General features: G+C 31.4%; 22 protein-coding genes. 13 read left to right on the top strand and 9 right to left on the bottom strand.

Going from position 1 to position 19,513, the window contains the following annotated elements:
* Positions 1 to 284 precede the first annotated feature (284 nt).
* The 5 genes from Q1A73_RS04235 to Q1A73_RS04215 all read left to right on the top strand — a co-directional run bounded on the left by Q1A73_RS04235 (position 285) and on the right by Q1A73_RS04215 (position 3,128).
* Positions 285 to 842 (top strand): RNA polymerase sigma factor, encoded by a 558-nt coding sequence (locus Q1A73_RS04235; protein WP_299602011.1) that lies wholly within the window; start codon positions 285 to 287, stop codon positions 840 to 842.
* A 22-nt stretch (positions 843 to 864) separates the two neighbouring features.
* Positions 865 to 1,161, top strand: a complete 297-nt coding sequence (locus tag Q1A73_RS04230; protein WP_299602008.1) for a hypothetical protein — start codon at positions 865 to 867, stop codon at positions 1,159 to 1,161.
* Between the two features lie 2 nt (positions 1,162 to 1,163).
* Complete coding sequence (locus Q1A73_RS04225; RefSeq protein WP_299602006.1) at positions 1,164 to 1,616, top strand: hypothetical protein; 453 nt, start codon at positions 1,164 to 1,166, stop codon at positions 1,614 to 1,616.
* Between the two features lie 71 nt (positions 1,617 to 1,687).
* Positions 1,688 to 2,470 carry a YHYH protein gene (locus tag Q1A73_RS04220; RefSeq protein ID WP_299602004.1) on the top strand — a complete coding sequence of 261 codons (783 nt, stop codon included), beginning with the start codon at positions 1,688 to 1,690 and terminating at the stop codon, positions 2,468 to 2,470.
* 10 nt (positions 2,471 to 2,480) lie between these two features.
* The gene (locus Q1A73_RS04215; protein ID WP_299602002.1) at positions 2,481 to 3,128 is read left to right on the top strand and encodes a toxin-antitoxin system YwqK family antitoxin; all 648 of its coding nucleotides are present in this window, start codon (positions 2,481 to 2,483) and stop codon (positions 3,126 to 3,128) included.
* Between the two features lie 73 nt (positions 3,129 to 3,201).
* Here Q1A73_RS04215 and Q1A73_RS04210 read toward each other — a convergent pair whose 3' ends face one another.
* From Q1A73_RS04210 to Q1A73_RS04190, 5 genes are all read right to left on the bottom strand, one after another.
* Complete coding sequence (locus Q1A73_RS04210; protein ID WP_299602000.1) at positions 3,202 to 4,209, bottom strand: glycoside hydrolase family 11 protein; 1,008 nt, start codon at positions 4,207 to 4,209, stop codon at positions 3,202 to 3,204.
* 194 nt (positions 4,210 to 4,403) lie between these two features.
* Positions 4,404 to 4,982 (bottom strand): alkylphosphonate utilization protein, encoded by a 579-nt coding sequence (locus tag Q1A73_RS04205; protein WP_299601998.1) that lies wholly within the window; start codon positions 4,980 to 4,982, stop codon positions 4,404 to 4,406.
* A 37-nt stretch (positions 4,983 to 5,019) separates the two neighbouring features.
* Positions 5,020 to 5,814 carry a TerC family protein gene (locus Q1A73_RS04200; protein ID WP_299601996.1) on the bottom strand — a complete coding sequence of 265 codons (795 nt, stop codon included), beginning with the start codon at positions 5,812 to 5,814 and terminating at the stop codon, positions 5,020 to 5,022.
* Complete coding sequence (locus tag Q1A73_RS04195; protein ID WP_299601994.1) at positions 5,814 to 6,191, bottom strand: DNA topoisomerase IV; 378 nt, start codon at positions 6,189 to 6,191, stop codon at positions 5,814 to 5,816. The genes Q1A73_RS04200 and Q1A73_RS04195 overlap by 1 nt, the downstream gene beginning before the upstream one ends.
* An 81-nt stretch (positions 6,192 to 6,272) precedes the next feature.
* Positions 6,273 to 6,758 carry a helix-turn-helix transcriptional regulator gene (locus Q1A73_RS04190; protein ID WP_299601991.1) on the bottom strand — a complete coding sequence of 162 codons (486 nt, stop codon included), beginning with the start codon at positions 6,756 to 6,758 and terminating at the stop codon, positions 6,273 to 6,275.
* Between the two features lie 386 nt (positions 6,759 to 7,144).
* Here Q1A73_RS04190 and Q1A73_RS04185 point away from each other — a divergent pair, with 386 nt between their 5' ends.
* The 5 genes from Q1A73_RS04185 to Q1A73_RS04165 all read left to right on the top strand — a co-directional run bounded on the left by Q1A73_RS04185 (position 7,145) and on the right by Q1A73_RS04165 (position 13,670).
* On the top strand, positions 7,145 to 8,302 hold the full coding sequence (locus tag Q1A73_RS04185) for a M14 family zinc carboxypeptidase (RefSeq protein ID WP_299601988.1): 1,158 nt from the start codon (positions 7,145 to 7,147) through the stop codon (positions 8,300 to 8,302).
* 75 nt (positions 8,303 to 8,377) lie between these two features.
* On the top strand, positions 8,378 to 8,857 hold the full coding sequence (locus Q1A73_RS04180) for a winged helix-turn-helix transcriptional regulator (RefSeq protein WP_299601986.1): 480 nt from the start codon (positions 8,378 to 8,380) through the stop codon (positions 8,855 to 8,857).
* Positions 8,858 to 8,958: 101 nt separating this feature from the next.
* Entirely contained in the window at positions 8,959 to 11,541 is a 2,583-nt protein-coding gene (locus Q1A73_RS04175; protein WP_299601983.1) for a phosphoenolpyruvate carboxylase, read from the top strand.
* A 151-nt stretch (positions 11,542 to 11,692) separates the two neighbouring features.
* Positions 11,693 to 12,142 (top strand): hypothetical protein, encoded by a 450-nt coding sequence (locus Q1A73_RS04170; protein WP_299601981.1) that lies wholly within the window; start codon positions 11,693 to 11,695, stop codon positions 12,140 to 12,142.
* A 148-nt stretch (positions 12,143 to 12,290) separates the two neighbouring features.
* The gene (locus tag Q1A73_RS04165) at positions 12,291 to 13,670 is read left to right on the top strand and encodes an alpha/beta fold hydrolase (protein WP_299601979.1); all 1,380 of its coding nucleotides are present in this window, start codon (positions 12,291 to 12,293) and stop codon (positions 13,668 to 13,670) included.
* Positions 13,671 to 13,707: 37 nt separating this feature from the next.
* Here the strand turns inward: Q1A73_RS04165 and Q1A73_RS04160 are convergent, their stop codons facing one another.
* Entirely contained in the window at positions 13,708 to 15,684 is a 1,977-nt protein-coding gene (locus tag Q1A73_RS04160) for a tetratricopeptide repeat-containing sensor histidine kinase (RefSeq protein ID WP_299601977.1), read from the bottom strand.
* Between the two features lie 334 nt (positions 15,685 to 16,018).
* On the opposite strand from Q1A73_RS04160, the gene Q1A73_RS04155 reads away from it, so the two are divergent.
* Both Q1A73_RS04155 and Q1A73_RS04150 read left to right on the top strand, forming a co-directional pair.
* Positions 16,019 to 16,531 carry a DinB family protein gene (locus Q1A73_RS04155; protein ID WP_299601975.1) on the top strand — a complete coding sequence of 171 codons (513 nt, stop codon included), beginning with the start codon at positions 16,019 to 16,021 and terminating at the stop codon, positions 16,529 to 16,531.
* 1 nt (position 16,532) lies between these two features.
* Entirely contained in the window at positions 16,533 to 16,895 is a 363-nt protein-coding gene (locus Q1A73_RS04150) for a nuclear transport factor 2 family protein (RefSeq protein ID WP_299601972.1), read from the top strand.
* Positions 16,896 to 16,941: 46 nt separating this feature from the next.
* On the opposite strand, the gene Q1A73_RS04145 is transcribed toward Q1A73_RS04150, so the two are convergent.
* From Q1A73_RS04145 to Q1A73_RS04135, 3 genes are read right to left on the bottom strand one after another with little or no spacing between them, the layout of a single operon-like run.
* Entirely contained in the window at positions 16,942 to 17,571 is a 630-nt protein-coding gene (locus Q1A73_RS04145; protein ID WP_299601969.1) for an esterase, read from the bottom strand.
* 15 nt (positions 17,572 to 17,586) lie between these two features.
* Positions 17,587 to 18,435 carry an alpha/beta hydrolase gene (locus tag Q1A73_RS04140; protein WP_299601966.1) on the bottom strand — a complete coding sequence of 283 codons (849 nt, stop codon included), beginning with the start codon at positions 18,433 to 18,435 and terminating at the stop codon, positions 17,587 to 17,589.
* Positions 18,435 to 19,001, bottom strand: coding sequence for a TetR/AcrR family transcriptional regulator (locus Q1A73_RS04135; protein ID WP_299601963.1), 567 nt, complete (start codon positions 18,999 to 19,001; stop codon positions 18,435 to 18,437). The genes Q1A73_RS04140 and Q1A73_RS04135 overlap by 1 nt, the downstream gene beginning before the upstream one ends.
* A gap of 84 nt (positions 19,002 to 19,085) precedes the next feature.
* Here Q1A73_RS04135 and Q1A73_RS04130 point away from each other — a divergent pair, with 84 nt between their 5' ends.
* Entirely contained in the window at positions 19,086 to 19,508 is a 423-nt protein-coding gene (locus Q1A73_RS04130) for a hotdog fold thioesterase (RefSeq protein WP_299601961.1), read from the top strand.
* The last annotated feature ends 5 nt before the right edge of the window (positions 19,509 to 19,513 follow it).

Genomic DNA, 19,513 nt, shown 5'->3' with positions numbered 1-19,513 from the left:
TTTGTATGATATGGGATTTTTTGATGTAATAGTTTGGGCTAGATAGATTACCTTCTAAGGATTTAAAAAAGACAACTTTATTTGATTTTAAAGTAAATAAAAGTTTATTTAGAATCAGATAATCTAGGTATTTGTAATTTTTTAGAAATTAGATATCATAGTAATTTTTATTTCGTTTTTTTCTGAAGTAATATTTTTATTAGCAACAATTACCTTTAAGTAGAGTTTATTTCTATACTAGATAGGTCGGATAATGATTTATTTAAACGTAAAACATAAACTTATTGAAAAGTGAAGTTGAGATTATTGAAGCTATTATTGATGGGGACGAAAAAGCCTTAGCTACACTGTATACTCTATATTCAGAAAAAATTTACAATACAGCACTTAGTTACACTAAAATTGGAGAAGATGCAGAAGAAATTACGCAAGATGTTTTTTTTAAAATTTTTAAAAATGTTTTAAAGTTTAAGAGGGAATCTTCATTAAACACATGGATTTATCGCATTACTGTAAATACATCACTTAATTATTTAAAAAAAAAGAATAGATTTAAAATATTCAATAATCGGTTAATTAATTCTCAATCTATTGATTTTCATCACCCAGGCGTTTTATTAGAAAATAAGGAGAAAGCAGCAATACTTTATCAGGTAATTGATTGTCTTTCTAAAAATCAAAAAACAGCTTTTATTTTAAGTTATATTGAAGGACTCCCTAGACAAGAGGTAGCGGATATTATGGAAACTTCTTTAAAAGCAGTAGAATCTTTATTACAACGTGCGAAAAGGAAAATGAAGTCAGAATTAGAAAAAATTTATCCCGATAGAAGGAAATCATAAAATTAATTGTCTAAAAAGCAATATGGATGAAGAAAAAGAAAAATGGGTAGAGGCTATCTTTCAAAGTATGAAAGATAGTCGTAGGGCATCGCCAAAACCTGAACTGTTATCAAAAATTAATAAACAAATTCATTTTGAACAAGTTGATTTTGTTCCTTTTACTAAGTTGCGGTATGGTTTAGTAGCCGCTATTTTTGTTCTTTTGGTTAATTCGATAGCATTGGTTTATTATGTTCAAAATCAGCAATTAAACCATAAAGAAAGAACATTTATGAACGTTTATAATGAGTCTTTAATTAACTCGTATCAAATTTATTAATTATGAATAATAAAAGAGTTTACAATTTCGTGATCATAGGTCTGGTAGTACTTAATATTATTCTTCTAGCCTTTCTTTTAATCAAACCACCTCAACCTATTAAGAGATCTTCGCCTAAGAACTTTCGATCTGAAATAGTAAAAACACTACGTTTGAATGATTTGCAAGAATCTCGATTTCATGATTTAGCTGATGAGCATAAACAAAAAATGGCTGATATAGATGAGGAAAAGGTGAAACTGCTTTATCCTTACTTTGAGAGTCTTTCAGACACCTCATTGGTTGTAAATAAGGATAGTATTTTAAATCAATTGCAACAATATGAAAGAAAGAAAATTGAATTAACATATCTTCATTTTAAAGAAATAAAAGAGCTTTTGGAAAAGGATCAATTAGTTGATTTCGATGCTTTTATGAGTAAAGTTGTTAATCGTTTATCAGGGAGTAGAAAATAATATTAAAGTTTTACCGAAGGATTTTGTTTAATTGGTTGTCTAAAGAGAAAAATCAATTAAAATAAATTATTATGACAAAATCTGTTTTTTTTCGGTTCAGAATATTATTTGGGTTAACCATGCTTGTTTTATTTTCTTGTAAAAGTGATGATAATGGATCTAATGTTACAGACCCTGATAGTGGAAGCACTCCTGTTTCTGCATTTGATGAATTTAATCCAGATGCGGTAACTGTCTCATTCGATGGTGATGAGATTACTATAGAATCAAATGGTCTTCCTAATCATACATCTCCATATTGGGAAGAAACAAATCCCTTATATATTGAGCCTGTGATAGCAGTTGCTCTAACTCCTGGTCGTATTGGTGGAGATAGAAGTTATTCATTAACTGTTCCTACTTCACCACAGATTGCTTCAACAAGTACGGCAACTGGGTTAGGGGCTATAGGTATTTCAGTTACTGGTGTCCCTATTTTTAATGATTTAGAAGGGCCAAATAGACCTCTAGAAGAGGTTATTGTTGAAACATTTGATTATGCAGGAGCGCATAATGGCCCTTCTGGTTATCATTACCATATAGAGTCATATGATGTACCAGAAAACACAGAGCTTTCTTATGATGATGAAAAGTTAATAGGTATAATGTCCGATGGTTTTTTACTATATGGCAGGAGAGAAATGGATGGAGCTTATCCAAATGATCTTGATGAATCTGGTGGTCATTTGGGGACAACTCAGCATAGTGGAGATGAAGAGTTTTATCATTATCATATTGTTAATGAATTTTATTTAGGAAATGTTATTGCGCTTTTTGCTGGAGATTTACAAGGAACACCGAATGCTATTTTTTAAATTGTTTACAATGAGTGTTTCATGTTTTGAAATAATGATAAAGCATGCAAGATTAGTTGTATTATCGTTGTGTCTTTTAAATTTAGGGTGTACAGAACAAATAAAAACAAAACAAAATGGGATTGATCTTCTTAAAGAGGAGTTTGTTGAAGTGCCAGATACAACTGTTCATAAAGCATATCTACACTATAATCATAAAACATCTCAGTGGTTATTAAATGGTGAGTTTTACTCTGGATATATTGTTAGTTTTCATAGTAATGATACGTTAAAAGAAAGAACAGGTGTTTTAAATGGAAAAAAACAAAACAAATCAACCTTATGGTATTCTGATGGACATTTTAAAGAAGTGTCTAATTATCATAACGGAAAACTTCATGGAGAGAAGAAGATATGGTCTGCAGAAACAGATCATACGCAAATATCTCATTTGAATTATTATAGAGGTAAACCTCACGGAGAGCAAAAACAATGGTATACTACAGGAGAACTTTATAAAAAAATGTTTCTGAATATGGGAAAAGAAAATGGTATTCAACAGGCGTTTAGAAAGAATGGTGATTTGTACGCTAATTATGAAGTGAAAAATGGTAGAATATTTGGTCTAAAAAAATCAGTACTCTGTTATGGATTAGAAGATGAAAATGTAAAAAAATAAACCGCTATTAATCAGCGGTTTATTTTTTTACATTTTCGAAAAAACTCTAGGCTGTTCAATGAATGCTAAAGCCTTAAAGAATAATAAGTTTTTTAGCTGCATTATTGTTATTGGTATTTAAAACAACAAAATACATTCCTTTTGGTAAATTTTCTATTTCCGTAATGGTTTCTGTTGCACCATAATTTTTGGATAAAACAATTTTACCAGAGACATTGTAAACTTCAAGTTTCTTTTCTTGATTAGAAATATTAAAATTCACATGAGCTACATCCTTTGCAGGGTTAGGATAAATATCAAAATAGGAGTTAGGTTTTTGTAAATCATCAACACCTAAAACGGTATTATCTACTGATACATCTAGTTCTGTAAATTCAAAACTTCCATTACTCTGATATCCTTCTACAACGATAGAGACTTCGTGTAATTTTCCTAGATCCATACCAATAGACTCCCATTGTCTGAAATGCTCTGATATATCAATGCTTCCTTCAGTTCTTCTATCTCTTCGAATGCTAAAATATTGCTGAAAAGTAGTGTTTCCAACTATAGAAGGCTGGTTTACTCTGGTGTTTTCATAAATATCATAAAAACTCCCATTGATTTCAAAAGACCCTTTTAGTTCAGCACCATCTGCCATAGAAGGAATCCAATTTCGCCAATCTTCAATCACATAATACTCGACTAAAGGCTCTACAGTCCATCCATATACTGATAGATATGAGTTTCCTGAAGCAGAAGAAGGATTATAATTACAATTGTAAGTAGCATAAAATTCTCCTATTTCCTGATGTTCTTGAGTTTGGTTATATCCAAGACCTCTTCTTGCTAGGTAGTTTAAAATACCACTCCATTCTCCGCTAAAAAGTGCTCCATTTCCTAAAGTCATACAGGCTGTGCCTTGTGAGTTTTGATTCCATAGTTCATATCTAAAACCGTCTTCTTCTCCAGCAATCTGATCTGCTCCCGGTTGTATACAATACGTTTGCGCATTTGTAGTATACATGTTGAAGTGAAAGCATAACAAAACTAGTACTACAGGAATTTTTGTAAATAATGATCCTAAAACATTGTTTTTCATGGTTAAGTTCTTTTCTTTAAACTCTACCTGTTATACACAAATGGGAGGTAGTTTATAGCAGGCAAGTTGTGATTAATAAAGTGCAATGTTATTGAATAACAAGAAAAGACAAAAAATATTGAAAAATGTAACGTGTTTTATTTACTTAAAGTTTAAGTAGAAAGTTTTCGGTAATTTTCTAAGTTTTATTCGAGTCATGATTTTTTTACGTATTTCGTTAAAATCACGATATGTTGCCCATTAATTTTCCCTTCGATATGTTCTGAATTGTCATGTACTAGGGAGATATTTCTTACCGCTGTTCCGCGTTTCGCTATAAAAGTAGCTCCTTTTACGTTTAAATCTTTAATAAGGACAACATTATCACCAGCTTTTAATAAAGCACCATTTGCATCGAGATGTTTAATTTCGATATTTTCATAATTATGATCTCCAGAAGCTTTCGCCCAATCTAATATTTCGTCATCTAAGTATAACATATCCAAAAGATCTTGAGGCCATCCTTCTGATTTTAATCTATGAAGTATTCTCCATACCATTACCTGAACTCCTGATACTTGACTCCACATACTTTCGTTTAGACATCTCCAATGATTAGGATCCATAGTAGATGAATCCTCAATTTGTGCAGAACAAACTGAGCATAATAATATGCTAGAATCAAGTCCCACATTTGGAGATTTAGGAACTTCATAAATAGCTAGGTCATCTGATTTTCCGCATAGTTCGCAGATATTTCCACTACGATCCTTTAATTCTTTTAGTTTGGTCATAATTTTTGATGTGCAACAAGTGTAAAATCTTAAGCTACTACTGTAAAGATCCTTTTTTACGTAATTTAAAGTTGATAAACTCTACAAAAAGAGAAAACGCTATCGTAAAGTACAGATATCCTTTAGGAATAACACCAACCTCAGTATCAAAAATCTTTAAATGTGCTAAATGAGCTGCTTCCGCAATAAGCATAAATCCTATTAGAATTAGAAAAGATAACCCTAAAATTTGTACCGAAGGATGTTTGTTTACAAAACGCCCAACAGGATTAGCAAATAACATCATAATCAATACCGATACAATTACTGCTATAATCATAATAATTAGGGCATCAGTAGGATTATCGCTTAATCCATTGGTCATTCCAACCGCAGTGAGAATAGAATCAAATGAGAAAACTACGTTTATTAAAGTGATTTGCAAGATAGCTTTTGATAATGAGCTAGAACTTTTTTCTTGAATTTCTTTTTCTTCTTCTCCTTTTTCATCTACTTTTTCGTGTATTTCATGAACACTTTTGTAGAGTAAAAAAATTCCACCACCAAATAATATTAGGGCTTGACCGCTTATTCCTGCTGTAATCCAAGGAAGATTAATATGCCAAAAGGGAGCTTCCATGGCTACTAATAAGGAGATACCAAAAAGCAATATAATTCTCATAAGCATTGCCAATAACAATCCAATATTAGTAGCTTTTTTCTGTTGCTGTTCTGGTAATTTACTAGAAGCTAAGGAGATAAATATAATATTATCAATTCCTAGGACAATTTCTAGGAAAGTAAGTGTTAGTAGGGCAACCCAAGCATCAGCAGTTGTAAAAATTTCGAGCATTAGTTAACTTTTTTAGCAGTTCCTCTCTGTTTGTTTTTTTTAACACCTACTAAACCATATTCAAAAGTGTAGGTGTCTCCATCTGTAGTTAATATTTTCATATGTATGGCTTTTTCTTCAGCCATATTTTTGGGATGTAATTTTTTTACAATATACTCGCAATCATTAATCCAGCGTATGGTGGCCGTATCACTTTTACCAAGAAAATAATCTATTTCTATAGAATCATTGCGAACAAAAGTAGTTTTCGCTAATTCTCCGTTAAGATAGGTTTCGAATTCAAAAGTTCCGGTATGAAAATTTTGACAATCTCGTTCTTGCTGATAACAACCAAGAAATAGAAGAGAAGCAAGGAATAAAAAAAATAATCGAATCATAATGAATTAAAAACGATACTACGCGAAAATAAATCTATTTCGTCAAATTTCACATAGTTCTTCAGAAATATATAAAGGAAGTTAATTGTTGTATACTTCGAAGGTGCCATCCTTATAAAAGAAAACGATTTTTTCAATTTCTTTAGGAAGAGAAGAATTGGATTTACTTTGAGTTAAAGAAGGGGTGGTAACTTGATCAGAACTGATATCTTTTTCGTTTGTATCGGATTGAGAGAAAAGATCTTGTTCTGAAACCGATTCATTTATAGGATTAGGAGTAGAGGATGGGACTATCTCATTTTCTGGTTTGACTTTTTCTTCTTTTTCCGCCGGATTTTCTGATTTTGGGAAAGTACCTTTTCCATATAGAAGCCAATATAATTCTGCCTCAGGATATGCTTCGGTAATTTTCATTACAAAATCTAAACTCGGTTTGTTTCTTCCAGATAAAATATGCGAAATAGAAGAACGACCTACGCCCATAGCATCAGCAAATCCTGAAGCTGAAACGTGGTAAAATTTCATGATTTCCTGTATTCTTTTTCCAAAAGCAGTAGTGTTTACCATTGTAAACCAGATTAAATAAATTAGTTGGTTACAAAGGTAAACAAATGATTTAAAATAACAGTTTACAATTGTAAATATAGTCGAATTCAATATATTTAATATTAATCCACTACTTTAAATAACTATTTTTTAAGTATTGAAAATAAGTAATTTAAATATTAATTTTAAAAACTTACTTGATTAAAGTGCTTCATGAAATACTTTTCTGTACTTTTCACTATAATACTGTTTAATTATGTAAACAATACAAATATTCACAGCGTATACAATTGTAAATTGGGTCAGTTTACATTTGTAACAGCAATGCTAGTTTACATCTGTAAAATTTATATTATTTTCTATGATTCTTCCTTAAACAGTAGTAATTTTAGACCAGATTTATACTTATGAAAATTGAAGAGTTAAAAGATTGGTTTACGAATTATAAACAGTCTGCAATATCAGGACGATATATACATTTAGAACATATTAAACCACTGATAGATACTATATCTCAGAAAGCAGAGATCGAACAGTTAGGAAGTTCTGAAAATGATGAGCCTATTTATCTCATTAAAATAGGTACAGGTTCCAAGAAATTGCTTTTCTGGTCTCAAATGCATGGAAATGAAAGTACCACAACTAAAGCAATATTTGATTTTCTAAAAATGTTGTCCGACGACTTTAATGAGTTATCAAAAGATATTTTAAAGCATTGTACATTATATATCATACCTATTTTGAGTCCAGATGGAGCTAGATTGTATACACGTCTTAATTATAATAAAGTAGACCTAAATAGAGATGCTCAAAATAAGACCCAAAAGGAGAGTGTAGTGTTAAGAAAACTCATAGATAGTATTCAACCTGATTATGCATTTAATCTCCACGGACAGCGTACTATATTTAGTGCAGGAGAAACTAAGAATCCTGCAACAGTTTCTTTTTTATCTCCTGCGGGAGATGAAAAACGTACCATCACTACTTGTCGTAAGATTGCTATGGAAATTATAGCAGAAATGAATACTGTATTACAACAGTTTATTCCTAATCGTATTGGTAGATATGATGATGGTTTTAATATAAATTGTGTTGGCGATACATTGTCAACGCTTAATGTACCTACAATTTTGTTTGAAGCTGGGCATTTCGATAATGATTATGATAGAGAAAGAACTAGAGAGTATATTTTCTACGCCTTAGTGACATCAGTTTCTTATATCGCTAAGAACGAAATTAAAGGAGATCATTATAAAACATATTTTGACATACCTGAAAATGGTAAGCTTTTCTACGATATTATTGTTAGAGATGCTATGTTAAATGGAAAAAATGTAGACATTGCTATTCAATATACTGAGGAATTGTCAGAAAATAGTGTCAAATTCATTCCAAAAATTGTTAAAATTGAAGATTTACAAAATTTTTATGGTCATAGAGAAATAAACGCTGATAAAAGGACAATACAGAACGAAAACGTTACAGTAGAGGTAGTTCCAGAAAACGAGTTGTTAAAATTCCGTTTAAATGATGAATTATTCTCAACAGAATTAACAAAAAGTTGAAAAAAAATATGTGAAAACATTATTTTTCTGTTATTTTTGCAATGTAATTAATCGGGAAAATTTATTAGAATTACTATGGCAAAATTTAAATTAGACGAAGTAGATCATCAAATATTAGATATGTTGATTGAAAATACTCGTACACCGTTTACAGATATTGCAAAGAAATTACTTATTTCTGCAGGTACTGTTCATGTACGTGTAAAGAAAATGGAAGAGGCTGGGATTATCGAAGGTTCTTCCTTAACATTAGATTACAAAAAATTAGGGTATTCGTTTATCGCGTATGTGGGAATATATCTTCAAAATACATCTCAGACCAAATTCGTTTTACAACGAATCAGAGAAATTCCTTTCGTTACCGTTGCTCATATCACAACAGGGAAATTTAATATTTTCTGTAAAGTAAGAGCTAAGGATACTAATCACGCAAAAGACATTATTTTCCAATTGGATGATATCGATGGTGTATATCGTACAGAAACTATGATATCGTTAGAAGAAAGTATCAATGATAAAAAACGTTTAATGCATTCAATCTTCCAAGATTTGTAAAGGGCTATTGTATGCGAACATATAAACCCTTTAGGAAATTATCTTAGAGGGTTTTTTCTTGTATTTTATTTTATTAATCAACCATATTCGTAACCACAATTATGGCAAGACAACCAAAAATAGATCGTTTTAACCACAACGTTCTAACTAAATACCAGATATACAACAGTATATTTATTACATTACCTTTTGATGAAATTACTAATACAGGTGTTTTATTACCTCTTTTTAAGGAAGTATGCGAAAAAGGGTATGATCAAAAGAAAACTCCAACAGAAATTGTAGAAAGTTTTTTCAAATCGTATAGAGATAACCCTACAGATAAAGAAAAACACGATTTATTATTTCGATTTATTCAATATATCGAAAGACAAGTAGTATTGTTTGATGCTATAGAAGATGCTGCTTTTCCTGTAGTAAATAATATGGATGGTCGTGGTACGCTAAGAAGTATCAAAGAAGAAGCGCAAGCCAAAGGACAATTAGAAGAGTTAAAAGAATACTTAAGACGATTTAAGATACGTCCAACATTAACTGCGCATCCTACTCAGTTTTATCCAGGTACCGTTTTAGGGATTATCCATGATCTCGATACAGCAATCAGAGAGAATGATTCTCAAAAAATAAAGAGATTATTAGCGCAATTAGGAAAAACTGCATTCTTTAAAAAAGAAAAACCAACTCCGTATGATGAAGCAGTAAGCTTGATATGGTATTTAGAGAATGTATTTTATCATTCGGTAGGAACGATATATAATTATATTCAACAAAATATTTTTCAGGGAGAAGATCTTGAGAATGATCTGATAAACCTTGGTTTTTGGCCAGGAGGAGATAGAGATGGAAATCCTTTTGTTACTACAGAAACTACGCTTAAAGTAGCAAAAAGGCTTCGTAAAACTGTTCTGATTAATTACTATCGTGACATGCGTAAGTTAAAACGTAGAATAACTTTTGGGAATCTTCAGGATAAATTAGGAGTTTTGGAATCTGCGTTATACGATAATTTTTACTATGCTAAAACTGCCGAACCTCTTTCTATTGATACATTGATGAATGGATTACTAGAGGTGAGAGAAGAGCTGATAAGTAAACATCAATCTTTGTTTTTAGAAGAATTGCAAGATCTTATTAATAAGGTAAAGATATTCGGATTTCATTTTGGAACTTTAGACATAAGACAAGATTCTCGAGTGCACCATGGAGTGTTGATGGAAATTGTTAAAAAAACCAATGAGCTAGGATTAGGATTCTTTCCAGAGGATTATGCTTCTTTATCAGAAGAGGAGCAAATCCAAGTATTGTCTACCATTTCGGGTAATTTAGATCCATCAGTTTTAGATGACGATATGGCAAGAGCTACAATCGAATCTATTTATGCGATCAAAACCATACAAAAAAATAATGGAGAGCGTGGGTCAAACCGATATATCATTAGTAATAACGGAAGTGTACTGAATGTTATGGAAGCTTTTGCAATGATACGTCTATGCGATTGGAAACAACCAACGGTAGATGTAATTCCACTATTTGAAACGGTTCCTGATCTTAAAGTTTCTCACCATGTAATGGAAACTTTATACACCAATCCTGAATATATGGAACATCTTAAGCGTCGCGGAATGAAGCAGACTATTATGCTTGGTTTCTCAGACGGAACTAAAGATGGTGGATATTTGATGGCGAATTGGGGGATTTTTAAAGCAAAAGAAGCATTGACAGAGATTTCCAGAAAGTATAATGTGAAAGTTATATTCTTTGATGGTAGAGGAGGACCACCAGCAAGAGGAGGTGGTAATACAAATCAGTTCTATGCATCTCTGGGTCCTACAATTGAAGATGAACAGATACAAATTACGGTTCAGGGACAAACCATTAGTTCTAATTTTGGAACATTAGATTCCTGTCAATATAACTTAGAACAATTACTTGGCGCTGGAGTAGAAAATGAGCTAACCGCAAATGAAGCTAATCTTTTCTCTAAGGAGAATAAAGAGACGATGCAGAATTTAGCAGACATTAGTTATCAGACGTATGTAGATTTCAAAAGTCATCCTAAGTTTTTACCATATCTAGAGCATATGAGTACGCTTAAATACTACGGAAAAGCAAATATAGGTAGTCGTCCTTCTAAAAGAAGTAAAAGTACAAGTTTAGATTTTGGAGACTTAAGAGCGATTCCATTTGTAGGTAGTTGGAGCCAGCTGAAGCAAAATGTGCCTGGTTTTTATGGAGTAGGTACCGCTTTAAAAGTATACGAAGATAAAGGTGAATTCGATAAAATTATAAATCTTTATAAAGGATCTGCATTTTTCCGAGCTTTAGTCGGTAATAGTATGATGAGTTTGACAAAATCATTCTTTCAATTAACAGCATATATGAAAGATGATAAAGAGTATGGTGCTTTTTGGAATATCATACATGATGAATACGAACTTACTAAACGTCTATTGCTTAAGTTAACTGGATATTCGGAATTAATGGAAAATGAGCCAGCTGGAAAAGCTTCTATAGAAATAAGAGAAAATATCGTATTACCATTGCTTACTATTCAGCAATATGCACTAAAGAAGATTCAGGATATTAACAGATCTGGAGAAGATGATAAAAATTTAGAGGTGTACGAAAAGATGGTAACTCGTTCTCTGTTCGGGAATATTAATGCAAGTCGAAATTCGGCTTAAAACACTTTTAAATAAAAAGAAGACTGCAATACCAATAGTGTTGCAGTTTTTTTTTATGTTATGTTTTGTTTGGTTTTGGTAAAATTTAATATTCTGAAGCAACTATCCGAAAAAACCAGTATCTATAGTATATAATTTAAAAACCATAGTCATGAAACTGAGAAGTATTACTTTTTTATTACTTATTTTTTGTTTTTTTAATAGTTGCGATTCAAATGATTGTGAAGCAGTCGTTTGTGTTCCTGACTCCGCTTTTAATTTTGAGTTGTTAGATGCCGAAAACAATAATATACTAGATAGCGGTGTAATAACTCTTTCGGATATTAGTATAATCGACCTCGCTAATCAGAGCGCTATTGATTTTTTTAGAAATGAAGTTGATAATAGGAGTATTATAGTAGTTAACGCTCAAAGTATCACTTCGGGGAGGAAAACACTTTCTGTTACTATTTCTAATGATCAGCTTTTTCAGCTAAGTTTGGAGACTGTAGTAACCAAAGGAGAGTGTTGTAGTGTAGCACAATTTACGGATTTGGAAATTCAAGGAGCTGATTTTGAATTTGATGATACCAGAGGCGTGTATACTTTTATTTGGCAATAATAATGTGAAGATTCGCTTTAGGGGAATGGATCTTAATTGAGTTTTTTCTTAAAATCGGTACTTTTCAAAATGATTCTTTAATTTTAGAAGCAGAATACTAATCGATATTTCATAAAAAAGTTATGGAATAAGTTATTTATGTAAAGAAATGATTCTATTAAGAAAGAAAGAAATTGTCATCGTATTGTTTTTAATTTTTTCAACGTATTTATTTTCACAGGATATAACGGGAGATTGGAAAGGTACTGTTGATATAAGAGGTAGTAAATTAGATATTGCTTTTCATATAGAAAAAGTAGATACAATTTATACTACTACTCTGGATATACCAGCACAAGGTTTAAATGGAGCTAAGGCAAATAATACAAAAGTTGATAATGCTTCTGTAATCATCACCTTTTCTGATCTAAAGCTAACGTATGAAGGAAGTTTAAATGATAACGATGAAATTATAGGGAATATGAAGCAAGGAGGTTTTCCGATTCCTTTAAACCTTAGAAAGGGTTCCGTTATTTTAAACCGACCGCAAGAGCCAAAACCACCTTTTAATTATTATTCCGAAGAAATAACCTTTGTGAGTAATGCAGATAATGTAAGCTTAAAAGGAACCTTAACTTTACCAGAAAAAAATGGACAATTCCCTTTGGTGATTATTGTAAGTGGTAGTGGACCACAAAATAGGGATGGAGATATGTTTGGTCATAAACCTTATTTAGTATTGGCAGATCATTTAACAAAAAACGGGATAGCAGTTTTTCGTTTCGATGAACGTGGAGTTGGCGAATCTGGTGGAGATTTCGGTAAAGTAACCATAGAACTTTCTTCACTAGATGTAAAATCAGCTATTGATTTCTTAAAAGAAAGAAAAGAGATCAATAATGCTAAAATAGGTTTGATTGGTCATAGTATTGGAGGTATTGTTACTCCCAAAGTAGCTTCGGAAAATAAAAAAATCAGCTTTTTAGTATTATTAGCTGCTCCTGGTGTTCCAGGTGATCAATTAATGCTTTCTCAAAAAGCTGCTTTTGAAAAGGATATGGGATTGAATGAACTGCAAATCCAGCAAGGACAAAAAATAGTAAAAGAAGCTTATGATATAATTAAGGAAGCTAAGCTGGATAATCAATCACTAAAAGACAGTATTCATTCTTTCTATAAAAACAAGTATGGTAATCTATTTCCCGAAAATCAACGAAAGGCATTAGTAAATCAGATTACTTCTTATGAGGTAGCAAGTTTTATCAGATCCAGACCTTCGGAGTATTTAGAAAAAATAAAAACTCCTGTTTTAGCGTTAAATGGAGATAAAGATTTGCAAGTGCTTTCAAAAGAAAACCTTACTGCTATTAAAACTGCTCTGGATAAAGCAGGTAATAAAAATGTTGAAATAAAGGAGCTTAAAAGTCTGAATCATTTATTCCAAGAAGCTACTCGAGGTTCTCTAGGCGAGTATTCTGAAATAGAGCAAACATTTTCACCTATTGCCTTGGATGTATTAACAGCGTGGATTAAAGAACAGGTGAAATAAGATATATATATTCCGAATATGTAATTTATTTAATTTTTCAAGAGGCCATCGGTAATGTAATATAGAAGGTACTTCCCTCACCAGGCTTGCTTTCCACAGCAATATTACCTTTGTTTAGATCTATAAGTTCTTTGCAGATTCTTAAACCCAGACCAGTTCCAGTTTCCTGTTGTGTGCCATTTGTTGTAAATGTATCTTCAGCGAATAATTTATGAACATTCTCTGCTTTTATCCCTATGCCAGTATCTTTAAAACCAATTTGGTAGTAATCTCCTTTTGCTCTCGAAAATAAGGTTATAGAATCTCCTGGGTTACAAAATTTGATCGCATTTGCCATTAGATTTTGAGATACTATTGAGAACATATCTTTATCAGCGTACACTCTAGTTGGAGGTAACTCATTAATAAGTTTGATTCTTTTTTGGGCAGCTTTGGGATCAAAGAAGGCGAATTTATTATTAATTACTTCAGAAATATCGAAAGCAGTGGGGTTTGCATATAGTTCCTTCATTTGAGATTTTGACCAATTCAACAAGTTTGTTAACATTATTGATGTTTGATGTGTTCTATTAGCTAATAATGGAATAATTTCGCCTAATTCATTCGAAGATAAATTGTTGTTTTTCATTAAATTAAGACTTCCGTTAAGTCCATGTATTTCGTTCTTTAGGTCATGTGAAATGATAGAAAACAGTTTATTTTTTACTTGATTAGAATCATTCAATTTCTTGATCAATCTTTTTCTTTCTTTTCTTGTTTTAATTATATGAGCCAGAAATATTGATAAGAATATAAGAACTCCAATAGATATATAATTAAATACTCTTGATCTAAATAATTTTTCCTTTGTTTTTTGTTCTCTTTTTTCTTGTTCATCAATAAGTTTAAGCTGTTCCATTTCTGCTTTAAATCGATTTTCAGCTTGTGTTACTTTTTGTGTACTTTGTTCGAGAGTATTTTTATCAGACAGTTTTTGATATTTTTGTTGCCATTGTAAGGCCTTCGCATATTGACCTCTGGCAGAATCTAATTTTACGCTATATTTATAATTTGTAAGAAGTAATGAGGGGATATTCGTTTTTGCAAGTTCATCTCTTGACATAGAAAGCATCTTTTCCGCCTCTCTAAAATCTTTGTTTTGAATTGCGATGTACCCTAATTGCTGTTTAGAGTTGATTACTGCTCTATTACATTTAGATTCTATTCCTGCTATCATTGACGAATCGTAATATTTTTTGGCTAACGCTTGTTGGTTTTTATGCAATGCTATTTTGGCTAAAATTTCATAGGAAAAAGAGGCACTTCGGATATTATCATTTTTTTTACAGGTGGATAAAGCTTCAACTACATAATTGGTAGCGCTATCGATCATTTTTTCGTTAAAATGTAGTAAAGCCATATTGTTTAGACTTGTACCTAACTTTTTCAATTTATGTTTCTTTTTAATACTTATAGACTGGGTATAATAGCTTTTTGCAGATTCAAATTTACCTAACATTGCATATGCATTTCCTATATTATTTAAGGTTCGAGACAAACCAATACTATCTTTTAATTGGAAATTGTATTTATTAGCTTCAAGTAAGTAAGAAATACTTTTTTCCAGATTACCACGTTCTTGTTCAACGCTAGATTTGTTGTTGTTTACCAAAGCCAAACCTTCTAATAAATTGATTTTTTTAAAATATTCTTCTGCTTTATTATAGTTTGAAGAAGCTTTAATAAGTTCATCTTTGCGATTGTACATATTACCAATCTGGTTGTAACTAGTAGCTATACCTTTATCATATTCAAGTTTTTCTGATAGTTTCAATAACTTATCCGCATACAATAAACCTAAGTCGAATTCCTTTTTCCAAAATAGATGTTCTACCTGTCTAGAACCATAGTCGATGGTACTGGAATCTGACAAGGTCGTAATTCGAGTAATTATACTATCAAGCTCTTTTTGTTGAGAAAAAATAGGCTTAGATATGAATAGTATTAAAATAAAAAGATGGGGCAGGTTTTTCATTTTAAAGGTGTTTGATAAATATTTAGTTAGAGTTTTTGTTATTACTTTAAGCCCCAAAAATAATTATATAGACAAAACACTATTTATATCTGCAAAATACACAATTATTATATAAAATAATAATTTAATAAGAAAATACTTACAAATATATAATTGTTACATAAAGCAGAATTATTTGAGCTATTTCAATGAATACTAAAATTAACCTCCTATTTTAGGAACAGATTAAAATTTTTAGCGCATCGAGGTATTAAAAGATGATAAATAACTGTTAATTTAAAGACAGATGAGAACTGAATTAGTATTTTTCCTCAATTATTTTTAAAACATATTTATGCAATCGTTATTATCCAAAGAAGAATACAATCCTTATTACGGAATTTTTATAGACAAAGCGTTAAAGGAAGATATTGTAGAAGGTTTACAAGAGGGAATAGCTCAGTTTGTGGATTTTGTAAAAGGAATTCCAGAAGAAAAAATGAAGTATGCATATGATCATGGCAAATGGACAATCGCGGAGGTATTGCAACATATTATAGATACTGAACGAATATTTTCATATCGCGCACTACGATTTGCTAGAAAAGATAACAGTCCTTTGATTGGGTTTGATCAAGATGACTACGTTCCTAATTCAAATGCGAATAATATAGGGAAACAAGAATTTATTGAAGATTTTAAGGCGGTAAGAAATAGTTCTATCTCATTATATAAGGGTTTTACATCAGAAATGTTAACATGGATAGGTGAGGCTAGTGGTAGTCCCATGAGTGCCAGAGCAGCTGGTTATATTCTTTCTGGACATCAAACACATCATCTAGAGGTTATTAAAGAAAGATATCTCTAAAATGACAAAAGCAGAAGTCGCTAAGGAATATTTGTCTTTTTTAGAAAAAGGAGAAATCGACAAGGTAATACAGCTTTTTACGAAAGATGGGATTGTAGTATCTCCTGTATACGGAACAATGGTAGCCAAAGAGTTTTATTATGCATTAGCAGCAGATACAAAAGCTTCCAAACTCAATTTTGATGGACTTTTTATAGAAGAAAACTCTAATAGGATTTCTATACTATTCGATTATCACTGGACTCTTAAATCAGATGAAATTATAAAGTTTAAAGTGGTGGATGTTATAGAGCTAACATCTGACAATAAAATAGAGAAGCTAACCATAATATATGATACTGTGAATGTTAGGAATGCTTTGTAGTATGACTAAGATTTCTTATGTATGGATGCTTCCTTTTACTTTAACTTTATGTAATATCGGTTAGAGTTTCTACGTCTAATTCATGACCTCCTCCATGAGTTCTGAACTCTATTTGAGGAAGAATATTTTTAACACGTATTTTTTCTGCATTTACTTTTTCTATTTCAAAATACGGATCGTTTTCTCCTAATATATGGGTGACTTTTGTTGTATCTGATAGAAAAGAGAAATGTTCTTTTTGTAATTCTTTAGGAAAACCTCCAGAAATCATTACAAAACCGGCTGGTTGTATTTGTTTACTTGCTATCCATCTACTCGCGATGCTAACTCCTTGCGAATATCCAAGAACAACAAATTTGGCATGTGAAGGAATTTTTTCCATTGCTACAACAGCATCGACGTAATTGAGAACATTTTTAGTCTCTGTTTTAGTATTTTCCTTGGTTAACCAACTAGCTCCGACTCTTTTATAATCATTGTTCTTATAATATTTTGAAGGAGCTTGTGGAGCGATAATATAGTTTTCTTCTGGATCTAAACTTTGAAATAAACGAATAAAATACCTACTCAGATATCCAATACCATGAAATACTAACCAAACGGTCTTCGTTTTTTCGGTAAGTTCGTTTAGGGTGTCGTAGGTGTTTGTAGATTGATATACAACCTCTTTCTGCATAGCTTTAATAGTATTTTAGAGTTCAAACCATTGATCAATTATGGGCCACAAGATATCCTGATTTTTCTTTCTAAAAAAATCAAAATGCCCTATTGTTTTTAATTTGTAATCTGATGGTACTAAATGTTTTCTGCTTGTTTGTGCGTTATGATATACACGGTCTCCAAGAATATCAACAGACTTTTTAGGAGCAAAAAGATCATCGTCTATACTAATAAGTAACATGGACTCTTTAATTTCTTGATAAAAAGTTTCCGAATTTCCTTTTGTAAAATGCAACATAGAATCTGGGTGTAATAAAAAAGTAGCCCAATCTTTTGCTGCTTTAGTGGTTAAAGGTCTTCCTAATCCAAACCATTTGGATGGATAGTATCCTAAAATTGATGTAGTAATGGGTATGAAGAATTTGAAGTTTAGATAGATCAAAAAACGCATTCTTGGTGTGAAATGTTTATAGAAACCGAACTGAGACCCAATGGTTAGATATTTATCATAATATTGGAAAGCATCACTGAAACCAATACTGTTTCCTCCATAACTATGACCTATCATATATTGAGTGTTATCAGGAAATTTTTCTTTTACATGTTTAGAAACTGATTTAAAATCCATAGCCCAAGAAAAGAAACCATGATTTTTTAAAGCTCTGATACTTTTAGAATTAGAAGAGCCAATACTGCGATAATCAAATGTAAATACATTACAACCTTTTTCGGCTAAATATTCGGCCATATGAAAGTAAAATTTTTGAGGAACTGCAACAGCAGGCGCGAATACAATTGATACACTATTAGGGGAGGAAGGAATAAATTCGTGTACTGAAATAGGGTAGTCGTCTGTAGAGGGTAAGGTAAATGATTTCATTAGTTAGTTTTTAAAATTATTTTTTCCATTCTGGATACTGCATTGTTAATGTATTTATGATCATTGTAAATTCTCATCAACAGGATTCCTCCTTCTAAATCTTGTACAATTTGCTCAGCTAATTCTAAAGATTCTTCTTTGGAATAATTGGGTGCTAGTAAAATCTGTAGTCCAGAGATAAAGTCAGCAAAAAAGTGTTGTATTTCATCTTTGTAAATAGGGTTTAGATGAGCTGTTTCTAGGGCTGTATTAGCCATGATACAACCACTATTCGCATTTTTAAACATTTTATCAATGAGCTTTCTAACTTGTTCTAGTTTTTCTGAAATATTTAAATCTTTGTTAGCTATTATCTTAGATAAGTTGTATTTGAAATAACTGTGTACAGTAGCAAGTACTTCTTTTATCAACTGCTCCTTATTGCTGAAATAGTAGTAAAAATGTGATTTTTGAATATCACATGCCTTTGCTAATTCGCTCATGCTACTTTTTGCAATACCACGCTCTCTTAGTATAGGAATTACTCTTTGTAAGACCTCTTCTTTAGATGTTTTCGTTTTAGGCATTTTATTGAACGTTCGTTAAAATTATAATTAAATATAGTTAGAATATTTTAACCTCAATGTTTATTTTTACCTAAAATTTAATTTATGAAATTATCAGAGGAAGAAATATTAGCAAAATGCACGGTAATGTGCAAGAACACACTAATGGAAACATTAGATATTTCTTTTTGTGAAGTTGGAGATGATTATTTGGTTGCGAAAATGCCTGTCACACCAAAGGTGCATCAACCAGATGGAGTTTTACATGGAGGTGCAATGGTTGCACTTGCTGAAAGTGTTGGTAGTGCTGCATCTCATATTTTTTTAGATACAGATAAGTTTTATATCAGAGGATTAGAAATTTCTGCCAATCACGTAAAAAGTATGAAAGAAGGATATGTTTATGCAAAGGCTGAAATTGTGCACAAAGGGAGAACTACCCAGCTTTGGGATATAAAATTACGAAATGAGGAAGAGAAGTTAATTTCTATAGTAAAACTAACAACTATTGCTTTAGCGAAATCATAAATTAT

Origin of the sequence: uncultured Aquimarina sp., assembly GCF_947492115.1 — a bacterium.
Taxonomy (GTDB): Bacteria; Bacteroidota; Bacteroidia; order Flavobacteriales; family Flavobacteriaceae; genus Aquimarina.
Note: the sequence above shows the minus strand (reverse complement) of the source record. Positions and strands in the feature narration are given on the sequence as shown.